The organism is Plantibacter sp. CFBP 8798, from assembly GCF_014841195.1.
Classification (GTDB): Bacteria; Actinomycetota; Actinomycetes; order Actinomycetales; family Microbacteriaceae; genus Plantibacter; species Plantibacter auratus.
The window spans coordinates 100,445-123,337 of record NZ_JACYTS010000001.1; the positions used below are offsets into that span (position 1 = coordinate 100,445).

Annotated in this window: 19 protein-coding genes; 6 read left to right on the forward strand and 13 right to left on the reverse strand. The window is 67.0% G+C overall.

Annotation, left to right across the window (positions count from 1 at the left end):
* Positions 1 to 88 precede the first annotated feature (88 nt).
* Positions 89 to 682, forward strand: coding sequence for a TetR/AcrR family transcriptional regulator (locus IFU30_RS00500; protein ID WP_192003955.1), 594 nt, complete (start codon positions 89 to 91; stop codon positions 680 to 682).
* An 877-nt stretch (positions 683 to 1,559) separates the two neighbouring features.
* Here IFU30_RS00500 and IFU30_RS00505 read toward each other — a convergent pair.
* Positions 1,560 to 2,144 carry a MarR family winged helix-turn-helix transcriptional regulator gene (locus IFU30_RS00505; protein WP_124767772.1) on the reverse strand — a complete coding sequence of 195 codons (585 nt, stop codon included), beginning with the start codon at positions 2,142 to 2,144 and terminating at the stop codon, positions 1,560 to 1,562.
* A gap of 108 nt (positions 2,145 to 2,252) precedes the next feature.
* On the opposite strand from IFU30_RS00505, the gene IFU30_RS00510 reads away from it, so the two are divergent.
* Together IFU30_RS00510 and IFU30_RS00515 are read left to right on the forward strand one after the other, a co-directional pair.
* Positions 2,253 to 3,611, forward strand: coding sequence for an MFS transporter (locus tag IFU30_RS00510; protein ID WP_194718732.1), 1,359 nt, complete (start codon positions 2,253 to 2,255; stop codon positions 3,609 to 3,611).
* Positions 3,612 to 3,632: 21 nt separating this feature from the next.
* Complete coding sequence (locus IFU30_RS00515; RefSeq protein WP_079704265.1) at positions 3,633 to 6,281, forward strand: alpha-L-rhamnosidase; 2,649 nt, start codon at positions 3,633 to 3,635, stop codon at positions 6,279 to 6,281.
* Between the two features lie 155 nt (positions 6,282 to 6,436).
* Here the strand turns inward: IFU30_RS00515 and dnaB are convergent, their stop codons facing one another.
* From dnaB to rpsF, 5 genes are all read right to left on the reverse strand, one after another.
* The gene (gene dnaB / locus IFU30_RS00520; RefSeq protein WP_369808454.1) at positions 6,437 to 7,810 is read right to left on the reverse strand and encodes a replicative DNA helicase; all 1,374 of its coding nucleotides are present in this window, start codon (positions 7,808 to 7,810) and stop codon (positions 6,437 to 6,439) included.
* A gap of 575 nt (positions 7,811 to 8,385) precedes the next feature.
* Positions 8,386 to 8,838, reverse strand: coding sequence for a 50S ribosomal protein L9 (gene rplI / locus IFU30_RS00525; RefSeq protein WP_056010352.1), 453 nt, complete (start codon positions 8,836 to 8,838; stop codon positions 8,386 to 8,388).
* Positions 8,839 to 8,850: 12 nt separating this feature from the next.
* Positions 8,851 to 9,114, reverse strand: coding sequence for a 30S ribosomal protein S18 (gene rpsR, locus IFU30_RS00530; RefSeq protein WP_056010351.1), 264 nt, complete (start codon positions 9,112 to 9,114; stop codon positions 8,851 to 8,853).
* Between the two features lie 65 nt (positions 9,115 to 9,179).
* Positions 9,180 to 9,701, reverse strand: coding sequence for a single-stranded DNA-binding protein (locus tag IFU30_RS00535; RefSeq protein WP_064295656.1), 522 nt, complete (start codon positions 9,699 to 9,701; stop codon positions 9,180 to 9,182).
* Positions 9,702 to 9,706: 5 nt separating this feature from the next.
* Positions 9,707 to 10,114, reverse strand: coding sequence for a 30S ribosomal protein S6 (gene rpsF / locus IFU30_RS00540; RefSeq protein ID WP_194718777.1), 408 nt, complete (start codon positions 10,112 to 10,114; stop codon positions 9,707 to 9,709).
* Between the two features lie 204 nt (positions 10,115 to 10,318).
* On the opposite strand from rpsF, the gene IFU30_RS00545 reads away from it, so the two are divergent.
* Together IFU30_RS00545 and IFU30_RS00550 are read left to right on the forward strand one after the other, a co-directional pair.
* On the forward strand, positions 10,319 to 11,611 hold the full coding sequence (locus IFU30_RS00545) for a heparan-alpha-glucosaminide N-acetyltransferase domain-containing protein (protein ID WP_192003956.1): 1,293 nt from the start codon (positions 10,319 to 10,321) through the stop codon (positions 11,609 to 11,611).
* Positions 11,608 to 12,711, forward strand: coding sequence for a hypothetical protein (locus IFU30_RS00550; protein WP_192003957.1), 1,104 nt, complete (start codon positions 11,608 to 11,610; stop codon positions 12,709 to 12,711). The genes IFU30_RS00545 and IFU30_RS00550 overlap by 4 nt, the downstream gene beginning before the upstream one ends.
* 76 nt (positions 12,712 to 12,787) lie before the next feature.
* Here IFU30_RS00550 and IFU30_RS00555 read toward each other — a convergent pair whose 3' ends face one another.
* Both IFU30_RS00555 and IFU30_RS00560 read right to left on the reverse strand, forming a co-directional pair.
* Positions 12,788 to 14,506 carry a bifunctional 3'-5' exonuclease/DNA polymerase gene (locus IFU30_RS00555; RefSeq protein ID WP_192003958.1) on the reverse strand — a complete coding sequence of 573 codons (1,719 nt, stop codon included), beginning with the start codon at positions 14,504 to 14,506 and terminating at the stop codon, positions 12,788 to 12,790.
* Positions 14,507 to 14,809: 303 nt separating this feature from the next.
* The gene (locus tag IFU30_RS00560) at positions 14,810 to 15,418 is read right to left on the reverse strand and encodes a hypothetical protein (RefSeq protein ID WP_192003959.1); all 609 of its coding nucleotides are present in this window, start codon (positions 15,416 to 15,418) and stop codon (positions 14,810 to 14,812) included.
* A 99-nt stretch (positions 15,419 to 15,517) separates the two neighbouring features.
* On the opposite strand from IFU30_RS00560, the gene IFU30_RS00565 reads away from it, so the two are divergent.
* The gene (locus IFU30_RS00565; protein ID WP_192003960.1) at positions 15,518 to 15,832 is read left to right on the forward strand and encodes a YbjQ family protein; all 315 of its coding nucleotides are present in this window, start codon (positions 15,518 to 15,520) and stop codon (positions 15,830 to 15,832) included.
* 92 nt (positions 15,833 to 15,924) lie between these two features.
* Here IFU30_RS00565 and IFU30_RS00570 read toward each other — a convergent pair whose 3' ends face one another.
* The 5 genes from IFU30_RS00570 to IFU30_RS00590 form a co-directional block, all read right to left on the reverse strand.
* Positions 15,925 to 17,646: a dipeptide ABC transporter ATP-binding protein gene (locus tag IFU30_RS00570; protein WP_079704269.1), complete on the reverse strand. Its 1,722-nt coding sequence runs from the start codon at positions 17,644 to 17,646 to the stop codon at positions 15,925 to 15,927.
* Complete coding sequence (locus tag IFU30_RS00575) at positions 17,643 to 18,767, reverse strand: ABC transporter permease (protein WP_192003961.1); 1,125 nt, start codon at positions 18,765 to 18,767, stop codon at positions 17,643 to 17,645. Before IFU30_RS00575 ends, IFU30_RS00570 begins: the two co-directional genes overlap by 4 nt.
* Positions 18,768 to 18,769: 2 nt before the next feature.
* On the reverse strand, positions 18,770 to 19,843 hold the full coding sequence (locus IFU30_RS00580) for an ABC transporter permease (protein ID WP_124767788.1): 1,074 nt from the start codon (positions 19,841 to 19,843) through the stop codon (positions 18,770 to 18,772).
* A 124-nt stretch (positions 19,844 to 19,967) separates the two neighbouring features.
* Positions 19,968 to 21,596 carry an ABC transporter substrate-binding protein gene (locus IFU30_RS00585; RefSeq protein ID WP_079704272.1) on the reverse strand — a complete coding sequence of 543 codons (1,629 nt, stop codon included), beginning with the start codon at positions 21,594 to 21,596 and terminating at the stop codon, positions 19,968 to 19,970.
* 243 nt (positions 21,597 to 21,839) lie between these two features.
* Positions 21,840 to 22,859, reverse strand: coding sequence for a D-2-hydroxyacid dehydrogenase (locus IFU30_RS00590; RefSeq protein ID WP_192003962.1), 1,020 nt, complete (start codon positions 22,857 to 22,859; stop codon positions 21,840 to 21,842).
* Between the last annotated feature and the right edge of the window lie 34 nt (positions 22,860 to 22,893).

Below are 22,893 nucleotides of genomic sequence, written 5' to 3' on the forward strand. Positions count from 1 at the left end.
TTCATCCCTTACCTGCACCGATGCAGGTAAGGGAATTGTAGGGAGCCGCAACAAATTTCACAAGGACGGATATGCGACGCTTGAGTCCATGACCGAGCAGCAGCGGAGAACGCGCCTTGCGCCCAGTGAGCGACGAGCGCTGATCATCGACGCGGCAACCCGTCAGATCGCAGAGGGCGGATACAACACGTTCACTCTTTCCAAGCTGGCCGAGGACTGCGGGATGACTCGAGCAGGTATCGAGCATCACTTCTCGTCGCGCGAGGAGCTACTGATCGCCGTCCTCCTCCATCGGGACGACCTCGACGCCTTCGCGATCACCACACCCGTCGAGGGACGGGATCCCCGGACCTTTGATGAGGACAGCGCGTGGAGAGTGCTCGACAACTTGGTGATACGAAATGCGGGGCAACCTGAGCTCCTGCGGCTCTACACGATCCTCGGCGCCGAGGCGCTTGATCCGCAGCACCCGGCACATGACTACTTTGCTGAGCGCACTCGAACTGCACGCGACCTGCTCGCGGACCTGTCCGGTTCATGGCACCCGCAACCACGGGCCTTCGCGCTCGCAGTGCTCGCGGTCCTCGACGGGCTGCAGCTCCAATGGCTGCGCTTCCCCGACGAAGACCTGGTCGCCCTATGGAAGGGCGCCGGAGGCGCGCTGGCTCGCAAGACGGCGTGAAAACAGTTCTGGTCTCGCCATCGAGACGACCCGTCAGCGGGTCAGCGATTCCGGGCAGCGCTGGGCGGCTCCCGGGTCGCGATTGCAGTTTTGATCGGTGTCGACTACGGATTCACCGGCGGCCGCCAGTATGTCTTCTGGACCAACGAGACCTACTGACACCGCGGCCTGAACGCCACCCACACACTCCGGCAATCCGAGGCACCGGCCTCGCCGCCGGGGCGCTCACTTGCTAGCTTCGGCGGCTGGACCGCTCAAGCCGCTCGGATGCAGCCGCGACTGCCACAAGACATCGCCGCGAGGACGTTTTGCAATCTAAAACGTCGCTCCGAACAGAAAGCGACAATTTAGACTGCAAAGCGACACTTTACGACGTGCGTTCACACTACATGTGAACGCGGACGTAAAGTGTCGCCGCGGGGCCAGTGAACGAGCGGGTTTCCAACATAAAGTGTCGCCGCCGTTTCCAGCGCAAAGTGTCGCCCCGAACACGCCTGCGTGATTCCGGGGTTTGAGGCCGACTTGGGGTCATCTGGTGGCGCTGCCTCTCGTCCGTAAAGCACGTCGGCTCGATGCCATCAGCCCCAAACTTTCGTCGAACTAGGGGCGGGCGTCCTCGAACTCTCCCGCTGCCTTGTGCTCCCGGCAAGCACCGACCAGCTCGACGACACCGGCTGCGTTATCGGCGCCGTAGAAACCGAATACTTGCCCCTGCACGGACGCGTGACAGCGCTCGTGTTGGCGCGATCGGAGAGCCGAAGGGATCTCCACGGTGAATCCCGGGAACGGATCTGCTCATGGGGCATTTGGGTCCGGATCGTGCCTCACTCGTGGCATTCATCAGCCTCCGGCTGCGCCCTCGCCAACGGGAGCGATGTCAGCGGCCCTGTTCAACCACAGCCGGCCATCGCTGCACAGAGGCAAACGGAACGCCCGCGGTAACCGTGAGCGGATGATTCGGAAACGCATCAAGCGTGCTCGCGAGCTTGATCGTCAACCGCTCGAGCGTCTCGATCTCCTCTGCGCTCCACCCGGTCAGCACACTGACATCCTGCATGGCGTCCAACACGCGGGAGCCGAGCGCTCGGCCCGAGGCAGTCAGCCCGATGACAGCACCGCGCGCGTCTCGCGGGTCGTGCGCGCGGAACACCAGGCCAGCGCTCTCCAGACGAGCGATGACCCGGCTCATGTTTGACCGCGTCGTGTCGACCGCGTCTGCAAGTGCGGTGGGCGTCGCCAATCCGCGATAGATGAGCTGGTTGATCACCAGGAACGCTGGCAGATCCTTCGGAAATGGGAACCCGCTGTCGCGCATGACTTGCTCGCGGTACGACCGCGACGTCCCCCACGCAACGATGGCTTGGAACGCCGATTGGAAGCTCGGCGCATCGCCTCCAACGAGTGGAGCAACGTCCTCGGCCGCGAGGGCGTCCAGCGGGAGCGTGTTCTTGCTTCTCGGCATCGGACGGGACTCTTTCTACGACTCGGGCTCCCCAGCATAGAGCGCTCCGCGAGAGAATCCTGTAAAACTATTTGACTCAGGAACATACTTGGTGGCACTGTTGGCGCGTTGATTCGTTTCATTTCGTCCCCCGACGATTCCCGCGCTCGTGCACTTCAAAGGAGAAGTCCCGTGTCACTCACATCAAAACCAGCCCCCCGCCCGTGGTGGGTCGCCGTTGTTTCCGGCATGGCCTCGTACGTCGACGCTGCCGCCATCACCGGCTTCGCCACCGCGATCGTCGTCTTCCAGCAGATCCTCGGGCTGAACGAGATCCAGATCGGCATGGCCGGCGGAGCACTCACCGCTTCCATGGCCATCGGCGCGCTCGTCGGCGGCCGGCTCGGCGATCGCTTCGGTCGTCGTCCAGTGTTCACCGCGACGATGATCGCGCTCATCATCGGCGCTGTCGTGCTGGTGTTCGCATCCTCGTTCCCCGTCATCCTCATCGGGGCGATCATGCTCGGATTCGCAAGCGGTGCCGACCTACCGGTCTCACTGTCGACCATCTCCGAGGCGGCGACCGAGCACAACCGGGGCCGCCTCATCGGGTTCACCAACCTCCTGTGGATGGCAGGCATCATCGCGAACATCGTCATCAGCACCCTCGTCGGCGATCTGGGCGCAGTGGCACCGATGATCCTGTTCGGGCACATCGCCGTGGTCGGCGCCCTGATCCTCCTCGGACGGCTGACGATCCCCGAGTCGGCAACGTGGCTCGCAGCCCGGGCCGAACGACGGGCCGGCGTGAAGACGGTCCGCGCGGAGCGCGCCGGCATTCGCATCCTGTTCCGTGGCCCTTACGGCACGGTCTTCCTCGCTCTGATCATGTTCGCCTCGCTGACCAACCTCATCGCGAGCACGATCGGCAGTTACGGCACCTACATCCTCGTGAACTTCGGGGACGTCTCGATCAGCCAGGCATCACTGGTCACCCTTCCGCTGCTACCGGTGAGCATCATCGGGTACCTCTGGTTCATGAAGATCGCCGACAAGCCCGTCCGGTTCCGCTACTTCCAGGCGGGAGGCATCGCATTCGTGCTCTCTCCGCTGGTCGTCGCACTCTTCGGCGCAAGCGTCCCCGTCTACCTCGTCAGCCTGCTGCTCATGGGCGTCGGTTCGGCCTTCGCATTCGAAGGCATCCAACGAGTGTGGGCACAGGAACAGTTCCCCACGCTCCTGCGCACGACGGCGCAGGGCAGCATCATCGCCATCCAGCGCTTCACGGCAGCCGCCCTCGCGAGCGTCACCCCGACCCTCCTCATCGGCGGGCCGTCACTCCTGTTCGGCATCCTGACCGTCGGCTCCGCCATCGGAGTCGGCTGGGCCTGGATCGTGTTCCGCACCCGCGACCGACACGACGAGTTCGAGTCAGAGGCCGGTGCGACTGAACCAGCAGAACGCTCCGCGCCGATCGCCTTCCACTAACCCTGTCAAGAGGACTCCACCATGACCCCGCACTCGCTCACCGTCGATCGACGCCCCGCGCCGTTCGGCATCGACTCAGCCACCCCGGAATTCGCCTGGAAGCTCCCGAACGACGCACCTTCACAGCTTGGATACGAGATCGAAGTCTCCACCGACTCGTCGTTCGCCCTTCACGACGTCCTCTGGACGAGCGGCCGGGTGAGGAGCACGACCCCCTACGGCGTCTTCTATGCCGGCGTCGCGCTCCGGTCCCGCACCGAGTACCACTGGCGGGTGCGGGTGCACGGAGCCGAAGGCGCCGTCAGTGAGTGGGCTGCCGCGTCGTTCGAGACCGGGCTTCTGAGTCCGAGCGACTGGCAGGCCGACTGGATCAGCCACCCGCTCACCAAAAAGAACGACCCCCGCAGCATCTACCTCTCGACGACGATCGAGCTTCCAGGGGACGTCGTCCGAGCGCGTGCGTACGCGAGCGCGCTTGGTTGGTACCGGCTCTTCATCAACGAGCACGACATCACCGGTACCGCCCTGGTGCCGCGGTGGACACCGTTCCACGAGTACACGGAGTACCAGGTGTACGACACCGTCCACGCGCTGCGGGCCGGCACCAACACCATCGGCATCATCGTCTCCGAAGGACGATTCCGCGGACGCCTCGGCGCCTTCTCCCTCCCCAACCGCTACGGCGACCAACTCGCCGCGCTCCTGCAGCTGGAACTGGAACTCGCCGACGGCACTACGGTCCAGGCGACGAGTGACGCAGGTTGGACTGCCAGCCACGGGCGGGTGCGGGTCGCGGACCCGAAGGACGGTGAGCGGGTCGACCTTCGCCTCCCGGAATTGCCGTGGCTGCAGGGTCCCGCGGAAGGCTCCGTCTCAGCGGTGGTCGTCCCTGAGCGGCGCCGGATGATCGCGGAATCCGTCGCACGGGTCGAGCAGATCGACCAACGCCCCGGGACAGTGTCACGGACCCCATCGGGCAAGCAGCTGATCGACTTCGGCCAGAACCTCTCCGGCGTCGCACGCGTCCGCCTGTCAGGCCCCGAGGGCGCCACGGTGCGGCTGCTGTACAGCGAGGTGCTGGCCTCGAGCGGGGAGATCGCGACCGGCTACCTCGGGGGCGGCCCGTCCAAGAAGGATTGGTTCCAGCGCGATGAGGCGATCCTGGCAGCCGAACCCGTCGTCTACACCCCCGGCGCCACGATCAAAGGCTTCCGCTACCTGAGCATCGAGGGGCCCGCCGACCCGATCTCCGCGGACGACGTCGAGGCCATCGTCCTCTCGACGCCACTCCCTGCGGTCAGCGAGTTCCACAGTTCGGATGACCGGCTGAACCAGCTGTGGAAAAACGTCGTGTGGTCACTGCGCTCGAACTTCACCGACACCCCGACCGACTGCCCGACCCGAGAACGCAGCGGCTGGACGGGAGACATCCAAGTGTTCGGGACCACCGCCGTGCAACTCGTCGACGCCGGCGCCTACCTTCGCCGCTACCTCCGCAACCTCGCGGCAGAGCAGCACTCAGACGGAACGATCCCTCCGTTCATCCCCTCGGAGGCAGCACCAGGGATCAGCCGCAACCCCTTGGGCTTCACCCGCACCTCGGCAGGATGGGGCGATGTCGCTGTCATGCTCCCGTGGACGCTGTACCAGTACTACGGCGACACCGCGGCACTTCGCGACCAGTACGCCAGCTCGAAGGCGTGGGTGGACCAGCTGGCGACGCGCGCCGCGCGCAAACGAGGCATCAGGCGCAGGTTGCGGCGCGGCGTCGGACAACTCGAGCGGTACGTCGTCGACACCGGCTATCACTGGGGAGAGTGGCTCCGACCCGGAGAATCTCTCGCGTCGGAGATGCCCGGGAACTTCCTCGGACGACGCACCAGCGTCGCAACGGCCTACCTCGCCCACTCCGCACGACTCCTGTCCCGGATCGCCGACGTCCTGGGCGAAGACGCGGATTCCCATCGCTACGCCACCCTGGCCGAGAACGCCAGCTCCGCCTGGCGGGCCGCCTTCGTGGCCGACGGCGGAGGGCGCATCGGTGACGACCGGCAGGACGACTACGTCCGCGCCCTCGCGTTCGACCTCCTGGAACCACAGCACCGCGACCGAGCGGCTACCCGCCTCGTCGGACTCGTCCAGCAGGCAGGGAACCACCTGGCCACCGGATTCCTGAGCACACCGATGCTCCTCGACACACTCGTCAACACCGGCCACCCCGACGTCGCTCTGAGCATCCTGCTCCAGACCAGCGCCCCATCCTGGCTGCAGGCCGTCGAACGCGGAGCAACGACCACCTGGGAGACCTGGACCGGCTACAAGGAGGGCGAACCCGAAGCATCACACAACCACTACGCATTCGGTGCCGTCGCCGCATTCCTGCAGGAGCGCATAGCCGGCCTCGCGCCCGCAGCTCCTGGATACGCCCGCCTCCGCATCGCCCCCATCATCGGCGGGGGCCTGACCTCCGCCGCGGTCACGATCGACACCCCGTTCGGCCGTGCGTCGTCGGCCTGGGCTCGTGACGACACCGGAGCGGTCTCCCTCACCGTCGAAGTACCCCCCGGCGTCCGGGCGGACATCGTGTTCGGAGAAATCTCGACAGAAGTAGGATCTGGGACTCACCGGTTCACCTCGAACGCATCGGAGACGGCCCGCAGCAGCCAGTAGCCACCCTTCAGCAACGCTCAGATGGCTGCACTGCACCTCGGAGGGTCTCACCGCCACCAAGCCGCCACCGGAGCGTTCTCGCAGCCTAAAGTGTCGCTCCGAACAGAAAGCGACGCTTTAGGTTGCGAAGCGACACTTTGCGTTGAGCGTTCACACTACATCCCCGGCGCCATGTCGGCGAAGCGCGAGAAGTGCCCGTGGAAGCCCACGGTGATCGTCCGGGTCGGTCCGTTACGGTGCTTGGCGATGATGAGGTCGGCCTCGCCGGCTCGCGGGCTGTCCTTCTCGTAGGCGGACTCACGGTGCAGGAGCACCACCATGTCGGCGTCCTGCTCGATCGAGCCCGACTCACGGAGGTCGGACAGTGCCGGCATCTTGTCGGCACGCTGCTCAGCACCACGGTTCAGCTGCGACAGCGCGATGACGGGGACCTGGAGCTCCTTCGCCATGAGCTTCAGCGCACGGGAGAACTCCGAGACCTCCTGCTGACGGCTCTCGACACGCTTACCGGAGGTCAGCAGCTGCAGGTAGTCGATGACGACCATCTTCAGCCCCACGCGCTGCTTGAGCCGACGGCACTTCGCGCGGATCTCGACGAGCGTCATGTTCGGGCTGTCGTCGATGTAGAGCGGAGCGTCGTTGATGCGGCCACGCACCTGCGCGATCTTCGTCCAGTCCTGCGAGTCGACGGTCCCCTTACGCATGAGCTGCAGCGGCACGGACGCCTCCGCGCTCATGAGGCGCATCGCGATCTCGCTGCGCCCCATCTCGAGCGAGAAGAAGATCGACGGCTGGTTGTAGTGGACCGAAGCGGCACGGGCGAAGTCGAGCGCGAGCGTGGACTTACCGATAGCGGGTCGGGCGGCGACGATGATGAGCTGACCCGGGTGCAGACCGTTCGTCAGTTCGTCGAGTTCGCGGAAGCCCGTCGGCACGCCGGTCATGGAACCGTCGGTGTGCTTGGCGGCCTCGATCTCATCGATCGCCGCGCTCACCGCGTCGGTCAGCGGGACGTAGTCCTCGACCTCCTGGTTTCCGGACACGGCGTAGATCTCCGCCTGCGCCGAGTTCACGAGCTCCACGGCCTCACCCTCGGCCGCGTAGCCCATCTGCACGATGCGGGTGCCGGCCTCGACGAGACGACGCAGCAGCGCGCGCTCCGCGACGATGCGGGCGTAGTAGCCGGCGTTCGCCGCGGTCGGCACGAGGCTCGTGAGCGTGTGGAGGTAGTCAGCTCCACCGGCGCGGGACAGCTCGCCCGTCTTGACGAGCTCGTCGGTGACGGTGATGACGTCGGTGGGCTCACCGTGCGAGTACAGCGTCAGGAGGGCGTCGTAGATGACCTCGTGCTTGGGGATGTAGAAGTCCACGCCACGGAGCGTCTCGACCACGTCGGCGACCGCGTCCTTCGACAGCAGCATGCCGCCGAGTGCACTCTGCTCCGCGAGGAGGTCATGCGGAGGGACCCGCTCATTGCCGCGCGGCTCGTCGTACGATCCGCCGCCTTCGGAGCGGTTGAGGTGAGCGATCGACAAGTGGACATCCCTTCTCGATGTGGACTCGGGTGGTGCGGGTGGTGACGACTCAGGTGTAGCAGGAACATGCGACACGCACGGGCCCTGCGGGGCGCTCGAGGGCTACGGACGAGGGCTGCTCAGCCTGCTCGTCCGGCTGTTCCGAGACGCCGATGACTCACGATAGGGCCACTCGTCTCCACAACCAACTCTGCCTGTGGATAACTCTGTGGAGAGATCGGGGGAAACGCCGCGTGTCGTGTGCACAAGCTGTGGGAAACCCTGTGGAGAGAGAAGTTTTTCTGCCACGCAATACGCCTCTGACCAGGTGATTCTGATTCCACAGGCTGTGTGTGGAAAGTTCTTTCGATCCTGTGTCGAACGTTGGGGAGAACGGGGGTCGCCTGTGTACAACTTGCTTGACGCAGAGGGCGAAACAGGTGTAGCACACAGGTGTCGGAGCGACGCCTCGCCCCCGTTCTGGGCACAGAAAAACGCGATGGCGGCAGACCTCTCGGTCCACCGCCATCGCGCTCATCACGACGTGCATGTGGCGCCGGACCCGAAGGCCCGACATCGCACGGCGGGTACTACTTGGCCGCGACCACCTGAAGGGTGATCGTGGCGACGATCTCGTCGCGGAGGCTGATGGTGGCCTCGTGCTCGCCGACGTACTTGATCGGGGTGTGGATCTCGATCTTGCGCTTGTCGACCTCGCCCAGCCCGGCTTCCGCCACGGCCTTCGCGATGTCGGCAGGCTTCACGGAACCGAACAGACGGCCTTCGCCACCCGTCTTGACCGTGAGCTTGACCTTGGTGGCCTGGAGGCGAGCCTTCAGGTCCTGGGCCTCTTCGATCGTGGCGTGCTCGCGCGCAGCGCGGGCCGACTTGATCTGCTCGACCTGCTTCTCGCCACCGCGGGTCCACGGGGTCGCGAAACCCTGGGGCACGAGGAAGTTACGAGCGTAGCCGTTCTTGACGTCGACGACGTCACCAGCGGAGCCGAGGCCGGAGACCTCGTGCGTCAGAATCACTTTCGACATGTGCGGCGCCTCCTAGCGGCCAGAGCCGGCGTAGGGCAGGAGCGCCATCTCGCGTGCGTTCTTGACCGCACGTGCGATGAGTCGCTGCTCCTGGACGTTGACACCGGTGATACGACGAGCGCGGATCTTTCCCCGCTCGGAGATGAACTTGCGAAGCGTGGCGACATCCTTGTAATCGATGACACCAACGCGGATCGCCTTCGCGGGAGCGACGTTCTTGCCGCCCTTAGCACCGCGGGCAGGCTTGCGGCGATCGCCGCTCGACTTTCCAGCCATGGTTGTTCCTTTGCGTGTGAATGGAGTGATCGGCTAGCCGGCAGAACCGGACCGATCGAATCTGTTTAGAAGGGGGTCTCGTCGCTGTAGCTGCCCGGAGTGTTCCAGGCATCTGCACCGCCGTTGCCGCCGGAAGCTGCGGGTGCGCTCTGAGCCCAGGGCTCGTTCTGCTGCACCTGCGGAGCTCCGCCGCCGCGCTGCTGACCACCGCCGCCGCCACCCGAGGGTGCACGGCTGATGGTCGCGGTCGCGTACCGGAGCGAAGGGCCGATCTCGTCGACTTCGAGTTCCATCGAAGTCCGCTTCTCGCCTTCCTTCGTCTCGTAGGAACGCTGCTTGAGACGCCCGGTCGCGATGACACGGCTTCCCTTGGTGAGCGATCCGGCCACGTGCTCGGCGAATTCACGCCAGACGCTCGCGCGCAGGAACAGCGCTTCGCCGTCCTTCCATTCGTTCGTCGCGCGATCGAAGTTGCGCGGCGTGGAAGCGATGGTGAAGTTGGCGACAGCCAGGCCGTTCTGCGTGAAACGCAGTTCCGGATCGCTGGTCAGGTTGCCCACCACGGTGATGACGGTCTCGCCGGCCATGAGCCCTAGGCTTCCTTGGTCTCAGCCGCGGCCGGAGCCGCGTCTGCCTTGGGAGCCGCGGCGACAGCAGCAGCGGGCTTGGCGGCAGCCTTGCGGGCGGCCTTCTCTTCGCTGCGCTTCGTCTCGGTGGCGACCTGAGCGATGGCCTCTTCGGCACGCAGCACCTTGGTGCGCATGACGGCCTCGGAGAGCTTCAGCTGGCGGTCGAGCTCCTGCGTGGCAGCGCTCGATGCAGTGAAGTCCACGACGGCGTAGATGCCTTCGGTCTTCTTGTTGATCTCGTAAGCGAGACGACGACGGCCCCAGATGTCGACCTTGTCGATGGTTCCACCATCGTTGCGGATGACGTTGAGGAACTTGTCGAGGCTCGGTGCAACCGTGCGCTCGTCAATCTCGGGGTCGAGGATGACCATGAGTTCGTACTGATGCGTCACTAACCCACCTCCTTCGGACTCGAACGGCCACAGACTTTCTGTGGCAGGAGGGTGTAAGCATCGTTGCGATCGGGTGAGAACAGAGCGGACGCACCCGGGCAACCTTCACAGCGTACCGGACGGGAGCCCGTACCGCCACCGCGGGCCTGTCGCAGAGCCGCCACGCGTGGGATGCTGGACCCGATGAGCAGCCCAGCCAGCCGACAGCGCGCCGACCGACTGATCGGTCTCGACCTCGCGCGGTTCCTCGCGCTCATCGGCATGATGGCCACGCACGTCTGGGCGTTCGACATCGCGACCGGTGGACACACGCCGATCACGGAAGTGTTGTCAGGCAAGGCCGCGGCCCTGTTCGCCGTGCTGGCCGGGATCGGGATCGTGCTCACGAGCCGCCGCGACCTCGCCGCCGGCTCCCCTGCCTCGGCGCGCCTCAACCTCTTCGGACGCGGCTTCGCCCTGCTCGTCCTCGGCCTCACCCTCGGCGTCCTGCCCGGTGGCATCTACGTGATCATCGCGTACTACGGCGTGACCTTCTGGCTCGCGATCCCGGCCGTCACGTGGCGTCCGCGCACGTTGCTGATCGCCGCAGCCGTCTGGGCGGTGGTCTGGCCGATCTGCTCGCAGGCGCTCCGTGTGCCGCTCAGTGGCGTGGACTCCCCCGAGATCGGCAGTGCATCCTGGTTCGACGTCTCGAGTGGCGGGTTCGCCCGCGGGCTGCTCCTCACCGGGGTGTACCCGGCGCTCACCTGGATCGTCTACGTCCTCGTCGGGATGGCGGTCGGTCGGCTGCTCGTGGATGCTCGGGCGAACGGGACCCTGCGGCGTTTCGCACTCCGGCTTGCGGCGATCGGACTCGTCGTCGCCATCGCCGCAGATCGCCTCGCCGCCCTGCTCCTCGGTCCCGTCGGCGGCGTCCAGGGCATCGCACGCGCCTGGACCGGCGGCCTCGAGCCCGATCCGACGACGATCACCGCCGTCGAGGACGCCCTCGCCGAAGGGATGTACGGCACGAGCCCCACGGAGTCCTTCTGGTGGCTCGTCGCCCGCGCCCCGCACTCGGGCACCACGCTCGACCTCGTCTTCACGATCGGGATCGCGGCGGTCGTCATCGGCCTGTGCCTGGCGCTCGGTACGGTCCTGAACCGCGGCTGGTCGCTCGCACTCCTGCCGGCGACCGGGGCCGGGGCCGCGCCGCTCACCGTCTACTCGGCGCACGTCTTCATGGCGTCGGTGGGCGCCTTGATCGCCGCGATCGTGGGGACGTATGCCGACACGGCGTGGCTCATCTCGAGCCCGCAGCTCTGGCTCATCCACGTCGCCGGCGCGCTCCTCCTCGGCTGGATCATCGCGCTCACCAAGCGTCGCGGACCGCTCGAGGCCCTCGTGCACGCGGCCGGCCGGGCGCTCACGGTCGCCGCGAACCGCCCTGGCCGGACGCCCGCGCCCGTACCCCACGGAACACCGCACGTGCGATGACCGCTCCGACGACTCGAACCTCGACGCTGGACACGCGACCACTCACGGAACGGATCGACCGACGCGCACTCCGCGAGTACCGCGCGGGCCTCCCGGGCGAGGTCCGTCCACCACTCATGGCCGCGATCTGGCCCGCCGTCGTGCTGGCGGTGCTGCCGGTCCTCTTCCTCTCCGCCTGGTGGTTCGTGCTCGAAGACGGCTCGATGCCGGACGAGCCATGGGACTGGTCGGCCCTGATCCTCCTGCCCTACCTCGCACTGCCCGTCGGCATGCTCGTCCTGCTGGTGCGCACGGTCCGACGACGCAATGGCGTCCGCCAGTACCGGCTGGACCGGTTCGCGCGGGCGAACGGCCTGAGCTACCGACCGTTCGCCATACCGGTGGCGCTGCCCGGGCTCATCTTCACGATGGGTGGGACGAGCGTGGTCAGGGACCTGCTGTGGCGGGGCGGCAGGTCGCCGTTGTCCGTCGGGAACCTGCGCACGATCGTCGGTTCGGGGCGGAATCGCAAGGAGCACCGCTGGGGGTATGTGGCACTCCGGCTGCCGGTGGCGCTCCCCCACATCGTCTTGGACGCCGTCGGCAACAACTCGCTCCTGCACCCCCGTCTGCCCGTCACCTACGCCAAGGATCAGCGACTCTCACTCGAAGGCGACTTCGACCGCCACTTCGAGCTGTATTGCCCGCGCGGGTACGAGACCGACGCCCTGTACCTCTTCACGCCCGACATCATGGCGAGGTTCATCGACACGGTGGCCGAGCTCGATGTCGAGATCGTCGACGACCACCTCTTCCTCTACTCGCCGAAGGACCTCTCGACCCTCGACCCCGAGGTGTGGACGTGGCTGATGTCGGTCGTCGACATCCTGACCGAGCGCATCACGCAGTGGGAGCGTTGGCGGGATCGCCGACTGGAACCGGTCGACGCGGCGACGATGCCGGGTTCGTTCCCGCTGATCCGTCCGCCCCGAGGGGTGGCCGGGCAGGGCAGACGTCTGTCCCGGCGGACGGGATGGTGGTGGCTCATCGGTCTCGCCCTCGCCGGCTACGGGTGGTACCTCATCATCGGCGACGCGGTCCGGGCGATCACCGGCGGCTGAGCCCGTCCCAGCTCGCGAACTGTCACTTCGGAACAGTGCGGGCCGCGCACACCCGCATCTACTGACAGTTCGCGGGCTACTTGGCGTCGGCGTAGGAGGTGACGACGGCGGTGGTGACCGGGAACTCGACCGGCGCGGTGCCGAAGATCAGGCGACCGGCCTCGGCCGCCGCCTCGCGCACGAGGGCCACGACCCGCTCCGTCTGCTGCTCGGGGCAGTGGACGACGATCTCGTCGTGGAGGAAGAAGACGAGGTGGGCCGACTCGGTGAGCGCGGCCGCCGGACCGACCGTCTCTGCGGCGAGCGCCTGCAACCGCGTCCGGAGGCCGGCCATCCAGCACAGCGCCCATTCGGCGGCAGTGCCCTGCACCACGAAGTTGCGGGTGAAGCGACCCCAGCTGCGCGCCTCCATGCGGGCGCGCTGTGTCTCGGCGGCGTTCGCGCCCTCCATCGAGGCGGCCGACTGGATCTCCCGCCAGGTCTCGCCGGGCAGCGGTGACGTACGACCGAGCCGGGTACTGACCCGCTCACCGCGTTCACCGGCCCTGGCGGCCGTCTCGACGAACTCGATCGCCCGAGGGAACGCCCGCGTGAGCCGGGGCAGGAGGCGCCCGCTCTCCCCCGTCGTCGCGCCGTACATGGCACCGAGCATCGCGATCTTCGCGTGTGGTCTGGTGTCGACCGCGCCGACGTCGACCATGCCCTGGTAGAGGTCGACGCCCCGTCCGGCATCGGCCATCGCGCGGTCGCCGGACATCGCGGTGAGGATGCGTGGCTCGAGCTGGGCGGCGTCGGCGACGACGAAGCGCCACCCCTCGTCCGCGAGGACGGCACCGCGGACCTGGTGCGGAAGCTGGAGGGCACCGCCACCGTCGGATGCCCAGCGCCCGGTGACGACCCCGCCGGGCACGTAGGTGGGACGGAAGCGTCCGTCCTTCACCCAGGTCTCGACCCACGTCCAACCGTTCGCGGTGAGGAGACGCGACAACTTCTTGTACCGGAGCAGCGGCTCGATGACGGGGTGCTCGATCTCCTGCAACTCCCACTGCCGGGTGGACGTCGCGTTGATGCCGGCACGCTGGAGCGCCTTGAGGAGCTCGCCAGGTGACTCGGGGCTGAGCTCCTGCACCCCGAGGGCGGCCTTGACCTCCTCGAGGACCGCAGCCAGCTTCGCCGGACGGACACCGGGCGGCACCTTGGGGCCGAGGGCGTCGGCGAGGATGAGGTCGTGGGCCTCGGCGTCCCACGGGAGACCGGCGAAGGTCATCTCCGTGGCGATGAGGGCACCGGCGGACTCGGCGGCGAGAAGGAGTCCGAGCTGCGAGCGTCCCTGCGGTGTCGCGCCGTCGACGGCGTCACGCTGGAGCGTGAACTCGGCGACGGGATCGCGTTCGCCGCCCGGGAGGTCGAGGTCGAAGAGGGTACCGACGGCCTCCGCGCGCTGGGCGACGCGCGGATCGAGGACCTCGTCCCACGGGCCGGCCGGAGCCATCGCGAGGGCGGAGTCGGCGGTGAAGGCGGCGTTGCGGAGGAGGTTGTGGGAGAGCCGGAGGTCGACGCAGCGGGCCACCCGGACACCCGCGGCGAGGAGCGCCGGGTACCAGAGCGTGGTGTCGTCCCACACCCAGCGCGGCGGATTCGGCTCGGCCTCGAGACGCCGGACGAAGGCCGCGAGGTCGGCCCGCGGGATGGTGGTCTCGGATACCGGAGGTGGCTCGCCGGATGAAGTGGGACGGTCCTCGAGGTGCACGACGCGCACACGGGCGCCGTCGAGCTGCTGGAGGACGATGTGCACCACCCCAGTCTGCCGTTACCCGCCGACCTCGCCCGACGCAACCCAGCGGCCGAACGAAGGAAAGGCCCTCCGTCCGGCCGCCGGGTTCACGATGCGTGTGCCGCGATCATCTCGAGCGGGTTTCGTTGATCCACCTCAGGACGAGATAACAAGCGAGAAGCAGAACACCGACTCCGCCCGCAACTGCCGCATATTCCGCCGGGGTATACGTCAGGTTCCGACCGACCACGGTAATCAGAACCGCGCTGGACACTATTCCGGCGGTCATAGCGCGTCGGATCTGCAGCGGCTCGCGGCGGGATTTCACACGCACTGCGGATATCCGAGCTGCTGAACGTGGATACGAAGCACATTGCCGCATAGACCATGAGCGGCAATAGCGGCTGCCGCTGCAACGAAGACCCCGGTAGCTACTGCGCAGAGCGGAATGCCAACGCCGGGCAATGCGCACAGCGTAACCGCCAGAGCACCGGCACCGCCGCTAGCGATGATCCCTTGATCTGTCCGATTTAGATCCACATACAGCCCGTAAGGCCCCCAGCCGCCACCGAGACGCGATCGGTCCTGAGAAACGGCCAACTTAATCCCGGATCCCAAGTCATATGTGGTGATGACTGATGAACCGTCAATGGTGGTCGCGCGTTCGAAGTCCGAAACCTCAAGGTTCGCAACAGCAGCTGCGACGGTATCCTGATCGATTTCCCCTGCTGGGAGGCCGCTCGACGGCGATGAGGCGGCGAGCTGCGCGGGCTCACTTGTCTCGCCATGCGCCGGGAAGGCCGCCCCGAAAACCACGAGTGCGGCCACCGCCGCTCCAGTAATACCGCCACGCACGAATACTTTCCTCATTTTGAACCCCAGTTCTCCTGGAACTTCCAGGTTGCCATGACAATAAAGGAATATGAGATGCAAGTCGAGTTAAATATTTTTGACTTCATCGTTCCCATGAAGCGATTGGAACCCGGGACATCCCCCCTATGGGGGTGGGCGCTGCGGTGCCAGACTGCGAGCATGCTGATCTCAACGATGAACGATGTCCCCGGCCGCCCGGTCACCGAGGTGCTGGGCGAGGTGACCGGACTCACGGTCCGTGCACGCAACGCGGGCGTGCAACTCGGCGCCAACTTCAAGGCACTGCTGGGCGGTGAGCTCTCCGGGCTCACCAAGCAGCTCGCTGAGAGCCGCGAGGAGGCGAAGCAGCGACTCATCGAGGCGGCCACCGCGCTCGGTGCCGACGCGGTACTCGCGATGCGGTTCGACGCGGCCGAGGTCGGCCAGAACTACCAGGAGGTCGTGGCCTACGGCACCGCCGTCAAGCTCGGCTGAGGTCACAGACCACCGCTTGGCAACAGGAGAAGCGACTGAGGGCAGGACCCGAACGCGACGTTCGATCCTGCCCTCGTCCAGATCTCCTGCTGTCAGGCGCGAAGGCGCTTGAGCTCCTCGCGACGGACTGCCTGCTCGGCCGGGTCGGGCACGGGGAGCGACGCGAGGAGACGACGCGTGTAGACGTCGCTCGGCGCACCGAGCACCGCTGAGCCGGGCCCCTCCTCCACGATGTCGCCGCGGTACAGCACGACGATGCGGTCGGCGAGGATGTCGACGACGGCGAGGTCGTGGCTGATGAACAGCGACGCGAACCCGAACTCGCGCTGCAACTCGGCGAAGAGCTCCAGCACGCGGGCCTGCACCGACACGTCGAGCGCGGACGTCGGCTCGTCGGCGACGAGCAGGGCCGGCTCCAACGCGAGTGCGCGGGCGAGGGACGCCCGCTGCCGTTGCCCACCGGACAGCTCGTGCGGGAACCGGTCGCCGAACGCCTTCGGCAGCTGGACGGCCTCGAGGAGTTCGTCCACGCGCCGCCGGGCTGCACGTGCATCGCCGAAGCGGCCGTGCACGATGAGCGGCTCCGCCACACACTCCGCGATCGTGAGCAGCGGGTTGAAGCTCGTCGCCGGGTCCTGGAACACGAACCCGATCTCGCGGCGCTTCGGAGCGAACTCGCGCTCCTTCACCCGGTTCATCTCCACACCGAGCACCGACAGCGAGCCGCCGGTCACCTTGGTGAGCCCGGCGATCGCGCGGCCGATCGTGGTCTTGCCCGACCCCGACTCCCCCACCAGGCCGAGGACCTCGCCCGCGTGGATCGTGAAGTCGACGCCCTTGACCGCCCGGAACCCGGCACGACCGAAGCGGCCGGGGTACTCGATCTCGAGCCCCTTCGCGACCACCACCGGCTCACCGAGCTGCAGCTGCTTCCCGCGCTCGACCTCGGCCGGCGCGGAGCTCTTGCCGCGGCCGACGTGCGGCACCGACGACAGGAGCTTCTTGGTGTACTCGGCCTTCGGTGAGGAGAACAGCTCCTGGACGGGAGCCTCCTCGACGATGTCGCCCTGGTACATGACCACGACGCGGTCGGCGAGGTCGGCGACGACGCCCATGTTGTGGGTGATGAGGACGATGGCCGTCCCGAACTCGTCGCGGCACCGACGCAGGAGATCGAGGATCTCCGCCTGCACCGTGACGTCGAGCGCGGTCGTCGGCTCGTCGGCCACGATCAGTCCGGGGTCGAGCACGAGCGCCATCGCGATCACGATGCGCTGCTTCTGTCCGCCGGAGAACTGGTGCGGGAAGTAGTCGACCCGCTCCTCCGGCTCCGGGATGCCGACGCGACGCAGGATGTCGATGGCCTTGGCCCGCGCCTCGGCCTTCGTGTACGACCCGTGCGCGCGGAGACCTTCGGCGATCTGCCACCCCACCTTGTAGACGGGGTTGAGGGCCGTCGACGGTTCCTGGAACACCATCGCCGCGTCGCTGCCGCGGATGGACCGCAGCTGCTCCGCCGACGCCGTGACGACGTCCTGCTCGGTCGAACCGTCGCGTGAGCGCAGGACGACGGCACCCGAGGCGGTCGCCGTCTCCGGGAGCAGACCGAGGATGGTCTTGGCCGTGACCGTCTTGCCCGAGCCGGACTCGCCGACGATCGCGACGATCTCGCGCGGTGCGACCGACAGCGAGATGTCGTTGATCGCCTTCACCGCGCCGGCGTCGGTCGAGAACGAGACCCCGAGGTCGCGGATGCTGACGATGTCCTTGGTGCCGAGGTCGCGTGGACCGGTGGTCGGCGTCGACTGGCTCATGAGCGCTCGTCCTCTCGTCGGTTCTCCAGATCGCTGTCCGCCGCGGCGTCGCTCACGGCTCCCAGCGACTCGGCGTCTATCATCCCGGCGCCACCGGGGCTGTCGGGCGTGCCACCGGTGGTCGTGATGCTCGACGTCGCAGCGACCGATCCGCTCGACGCGCCGACACGACGACGGCTGCGCAGACGCGGGTCGGACAGGTCGTTGAGGCTCTCACCGACGAGCGTGATGCCGAGCACGACGAGGACGATCGCGAGGCCGGGGAACAGCGCGGTCCACCAGATCCCGCTCGTGACGTCGGAGACGGACCGGTTGAGGTCGTAGCCCCACTCGGCGGCCGCAGTCGGCTCGATGCCGAACCCGAGGAAGCCGAGCCCCGCGAGCGTGAGGATGGCCTCGGAGGCGTTGAGGGTGATGATGAGCGGCAGGGTCCGCGTCGCGTTCCGCAGCACGTGACGGAACATGATGCGGGAGCTCGACGCACCGATGACCTTCGCCGACTCGACGAACGCCTCGCTCTTGATGCGCACGACCTCGGAGCGGATCACCCGGAAGTACTGCGGGATGAAGACCACGGTGATCGAGATCGCGGCGGCGAGGATGCCGCCCCAGAGGCTCGACTGCCCGCGGCTGATGACGATCGACATGACGATCGCGAGCAGCAGCGACGGGAAGGCGTAGACCGCGTCGCACACGACGACGAGCACGCGGTCGAGCCAGCCACCGAAGTACCCGGCGACGAGCCCGAGCAGGACGCCGATGAAGATCGACAGGATGATCGCGGAGACGATGACGAAGAGCGCGGTCTGGGCGCCCCAGAGCACCCGGGACAGGACGTCGTACCCGCCGACGGTCGTGCCGAGGAGGTTCGTCGCGTTCGGCGCCTGCTGCGTGCCGAACGAACCGTCGTCGCCGCGCAGCTGGTTGAACCGGTAGGGCGCGACGAGCGGCGCGAGGATCGCGATGAGCACGAACACGCCCGTGACGACGAGACCGATGACGAGCATCGCCCGCTGCAGCCCGACCGACTGGCGGAACTGCTTCACGACGGGCAGGCGGTCGCGCAGCGGACGCTTCGCTGGCGCGGTCTGCACGGCGGTGGTGGCTGTCGGAGCACTCATGCTCAGTACCTCACCCTCGGGTCGATGATCGCCGCGATGATGTCGACGATGAAGTTGGTCAGGGCGACGATGACGGCCAGCAGCGCGACGATCCCCTGGACGGCGACGAAGTCACGCGCCTTGAGGTACTCGCTCAGCATGAAGCCGAGGCCCTTCCATTCGAACGTCGTCTCGGTGAGGACCGCGCCCGCGAGGAGGAGCGCGATCTGCAGGCCGATGACCGTGATGATCGGGATGAGCGCCGGACGGTAGGCGTGCTTCGTCACGAGCCGGAACTCGCTGACGCCGCGCGACCGGGCCGCGTCGACGTAGCCGGAACCGAGCGTGCCGATGACGTTGGTGCGGACCAGCCGCAGGAAGACGCCGGCCGTCAACAGGCCGAGGGCGATCGCCGGGAGCACCGCGTGGGCGAGGACGTCGCTGATCGCCGTCGGGTCGCCGAGGCGGATCGCGTCGATCAGGTAGATGCCGGACGGGTTGGAGATGGTCTGGAGCGTCAGCTCGGTGCCGGTGCTCGCTCGACCGGCGACCGGGAGGATCCCGAGCCAGACGGAGAAGACCAGCTTGAGCAGCAGGCCGGCGAAGAACACCGGGGTGGCATAGCTGAGGATCGCGAAGACGCGGAGGCCCGCGTCCTGCCAGCGGTCGCGGCGGGCGGCGGCGAGCATGCCGAGCGGGATGCCGACGATGAACGCGACGATGAGGGCGTAGATCGCGAGTTCGAGGGTCGCGGAGCCGTAGGTGAGGAGGACCTCGATGACCGGGCGGTTGTCGGAGATCGTCGTGCCGAAGTTGCCGACGGCGATCTGTCCGAGGAACTCGAAGTACTGGACGAAGAGCGGCCGGTCGTAGCCGGCGGCGCTGATGCGTTCCGCAAGTTGGTCGGCTGGGAGGCGACCTCCGAGCGCCGCGGTGATCGGGTCACCGGTCAGGCGCATCAGGAAGAAGACCATGGTGACGAGGATGAACACCGTCGGGATGATCAGCAGGAAGCGGATGACGAGGTACCGCCAGAGTCCGCCACCTCCGGAACGTCTGGCCGCCTTGGGGGGTGGGGTTGCGACAGCTGCCGTCATTGCAGTGGATCCTCCTCGATCACCGACTCGGTAGAGCCCGGACAGACGATCGGGGCGGCTCTGTGGAGCCACCCCGATCGCGACGTCCGACTCACCATAGTCGGATATCAGTTGGTCAGGCTACTCAGCCCTTGGTGATGGGGGCGTAGCGGAACTTGAACGACGCATCGAGGACGGTGCCCTCGATGTCCTTGCCGACGACCGCCACCTGAGCGCCCTGGAGCAGCGGGATGGTCGACAGGTCGGCCGCCTCCGTGTCCTGGATCTGCTCGATGAGCTTGGTCCGTGCGTCCGCGTCCGTCGTCGAGCGCTGCTCGTTGATGAGGTCGTTGACGGCCGGGTTGTCGTAGTGGTTCGCGAGGAAGTTGTCCGTGGCGAAGAACGGCGTCAGGTAGTTGTCCGCGTCGGAGTAGTCCGGGAACCAACCCAGCTGGTACGCCGGGTAGACGTCCGTCGTGCGGTCCTTCGAGTACTGCACCCACTCGGTCTGCTGCAGGTTGACGGTGAACAGGCCGTCGGCCTCGAGCTGGTCCTTGATGAGCGCGTACTCGTCGCCGGAGCCGGAACCGTAGTGGTCACCGTTGTACTGGAGGTTGAGCGCGACCGGAACGGTCACACCGGCTGCCTCGAGCGTCTCCTTCGCCTTGGCGGCATCCGGGCCACCGTCGCCGTCGCCGTAGAGGCCCTTGAGGGACTCGGTGGCACCGGTCAGGCCGGCGGGCACGTAGGAGTAGAGCGGCGTGTAGGTGTCCTTGTAGACGTCCTTGGCGATCGCAGCACGGTCGATCAGGTCGGCAGCGGCCTGGCGGACGGCGAGCGCCTTCGCCGGGTCGGCGTCAGCAGTGGTCGCTCCGTAGGGCATCGTGTCGAAGTTGAAGACGAAGTAGCGGATCTCGCCACCGGGGCCGTCGACGACCTTGACGTTCTTGTCCTTCTTCAGGTCTTCGATGTCGGTCGCGGAGAGGCTGCGCGATGCGACGTCGATGTTGCCCTGCTTGACGTCGAGCTTCAGGTTGGACTCGTCGGTGTAGTACTTCACGTTGACGGTGTCGTTCTTCGCCTCGCCGAGGAGGCCCTGGTAGTCGGCGTACTTCTTGTACGAGATCAGCTCGTTGAACTTGTAGCTGTCGATCGTGTACTGGCCGGCGAAGGCCTTGCCCTTGACGATGTCGTTGTCGGGCGTGACCTCGGTGGCGGAGAAGACGTCCTCGTCCACGATCGGGCCGACGGGGCTCGAGAGCACCTGTGGGAAGGTCTGGTCGTTCTCGGTCTTCAGCGTGAAGACGACGGTGAGGTCGTCGGGCGCGTCGGTCTTCTCGAGGTTGCTGAGGAGCGACGACGGGCCGTTGTCGTCGGCGATGGCCAGCTGACGGTCGAAGCTGAACTTCACGTCCGAGGAGGTGAGGTCGTTGCCGTTGGCCCACTTGAGGCCCTTCTTGAGCTTCACCGTGTACTCGGTCGGCGAGGTGAACTCGGCCGACTCGGCGATGTCGGGCTCGACGTCGGGGCTGTTGTACGGCGTGTTCAGGAGGAAGGGGAAGACCTGGTTCATGACGGCGAAGGAGCCGTTGTCGTACGATCCGGCCGGGTCGAGCGTCGTGACCTTGTCGGTCGTGCCGATGACGATCGTGCCGCTGGCACCGCTGCTGGAGCCGCTGCCACCGGCGGCGCACCCGGCGAGGGCGAGGGCGGTGATGGACAGACCCGCGAGCGCGACGGCGCTCTTCCGGAATCCACTACGTGGGGATGACATTGATGTCGACCTCGTTTTTCTGTGTGTGAGAGACGGCACGGCTGTGTGCAGGTTCTCCGCACGTGCTTGTAGAGGATTACAGCACGCTCCGAACAAATCCCTCAAACCGAGAAGGCTTCCGGTGCAGATTCGTTACGAGCACGAAACGTGCGCGAGCGACATCTCTAGCGCAATGACCGCGCGTTTCGCCTGGTTCGGACGCCACCGAGATCCGGGGCTCGACGCCCCGATGACCGGGGTCGGTCAGTACCCGCGCTCGGCGTCGAACCGGTTCAGCAGCGGTTCGCCTGCGCGGTAGCGGGCGACGTTCTCGATGAACAGTGCCGTGAGCGTCGCGTTCTCGCTCTCGACCGTGGACGCCGAGTGGGGCGAGATGAGCACGTTGTCGAGGTCCCAGAGCGGGGAGTCCGCGGGCAGCGGCTCCTCGCGGAAGACGTCGAGCGCCGCGCCACCGAGCTTGCCCGACCGAAGTGCCTCGATCAGCGCGTCCTCATCGACGACCTGCCCACGGGAGATGTTGACGATGGCGGCGCCGTCGGGCAGGAGCGCGATCCGGTCGGCGCTGATGAGGTTCTCGGTCTCGGGCGTGAGCGCCGTGCAGAGGACGAGCACGTCGGTGCCCGGCAGCACCTCGTCGAGCCGGTCCACATCGCTCAGCTCGACGCCGTCGGGGAGTTCATAGGTGCCACCGACCCGACCCACCGCGGTCACCCGTGCGCCGATGGCGTCGAAGGTCCGCACCACGTTCGACCCCATGCCGCCGACGCCGACGACCGTGACCCGCATCCCGGCGAGCTGCCTGGTCGTGTACCGCTCGAACCGGCGTTCACGCTGCCGTCGCTGGAGGAACGGAACACCCTTCACCACGAAGAGCGCCCCGGTGAGGGCGAACTCGGCGAGTGGGACAGCGTGCACACCGCCCGCCGTCGTGACGGTGATGCCGCTGCGGTCGAGTCCGGTCCGGCGCATGAACGCACCGATGCCGGCGCTCGTCGCCTGGATCCATCTCAGGTTCGGGGCGCGCTCCGGCAGTGCCGCCGGGTCCTGCCAGTCGAAGTCGAACGCGACGTCGGCCCGGGCGAGCATGTCCGCCCACCGTTGCTGGTCCGCTGCGGACAGCTCGGGTGCCGGCCCACGGTGATCGGCGACGTACTGCGGGACCGCGACGAGCGTCGGGTCGTACAGCACCTCGACATCCGGGTGGGAGGCGCCGATCGCCACGACGTACTCAGGCTCGAGGTGACTCGCGATGAGGATCCGCATGATGGTCCATCATGCCCTGCGATGCCCTGCGCCC

What these genes read in the sequence shown, in the direction of transcription:
- rplI (WP_056010352.1), bottom strand. Translation starts at nt 8,838, where the DNA reads ATGTCGAAAGTGATTCTGACGCACGAGGTCTCCGGCCTCGGCTCCGCT.
- IFU30_RS00505 (WP_124767772.1), bottom strand. Translation starts at nt 2,144, where the DNA reads ATGCCGAGAAGCAAGAACACGCTCCCGCTGGACGCCCTCGCGGCCGAG.
- IFU30_RS00545 (WP_192003956.1), top strand. Translation starts at nt 10,319, where the DNA reads ATGAGCAGCCCAGCCAGCCGACAGCGCGCCGACCGACTGATCGGTCTC.
- IFU30_RS00550 (WP_192003957.1), top strand. Translation starts at nt 11,608, where the DNA reads ATGACCGCTCCGACGACTCGAACCTCGACGCTGGACACGCGACCACTC.
- IFU30_RS00585 (WP_079704272.1), bottom strand. Translation starts at nt 21,596, where the DNA reads ATGTCATCCCCACGTAGTGGATTCCGGAAGAGCGCCGTCGCGCTCGCG.
- IFU30_RS00580 (WP_124767788.1), bottom strand. Translation starts at nt 19,843, where the DNA reads ATGACGGCAGCTGTCGCAACCCCACCCCCCAAGGCGGCCAGACGTTCC.
- rpsF (WP_194718777.1), bottom strand. Translation starts at nt 10,114, where the DNA reads ATGGTCATCCTCGACCCCGAGATTGACGAGCGCACGGTTGCACCGAGC.
- IFU30_RS00570 (WP_079704269.1), bottom strand. Translation starts at nt 17,646, where the DNA reads ATGAGCCAGTCGACGCCGACCACCGGTCCACGCGACCTCGGCACCAAG.
- IFU30_RS00535 (WP_064295656.1), bottom strand. Translation starts at nt 9,701, where the DNA reads ATGGCCGGCGAGACCGTCATCACCGTGGTGGGCAACCTGACCAGCGAT.
- IFU30_RS00575 (WP_192003961.1), bottom strand. Translation starts at nt 18,767, where the DNA reads ATGAGTGCTCCGACAGCCACCACCGCCGTGCAGACCGCGCCAGCGAAG.
- IFU30_RS00565 (WP_192003960.1), top strand. Translation starts at nt 15,518, where the DNA reads ATGCTGATCTCAACGATGAACGATGTCCCCGGCCGCCCGGTCACCGAG.
- IFU30_RS00590 (WP_192003962.1), bottom strand. Translation starts at nt 22,859, where the DNA reads ATGCGGATCCTCATCGCGAGTCACCTCGAGCCTGAGTACGTCGTGGCG.
- IFU30_RS00500 (WP_192003955.1), top strand. Translation starts at nt 89, where the DNA reads ATGACCGAGCAGCAGCGGAGAACGCGCCTTGCGCCCAGTGAGCGACGA.
- IFU30_RS00515 (WP_079704265.1), top strand. Translation starts at nt 3,633, where the DNA reads ATGACCCCGCACTCGCTCACCGTCGATCGACGCCCCGCGCCGTTCGGC.
- rpsR (WP_056010351.1), bottom strand. Translation starts at nt 9,114, where the DNA reads ATGGCTGGAAAGTCGAGCGGCGATCGCCGCAAGCCTGCCCGCGGTGCT.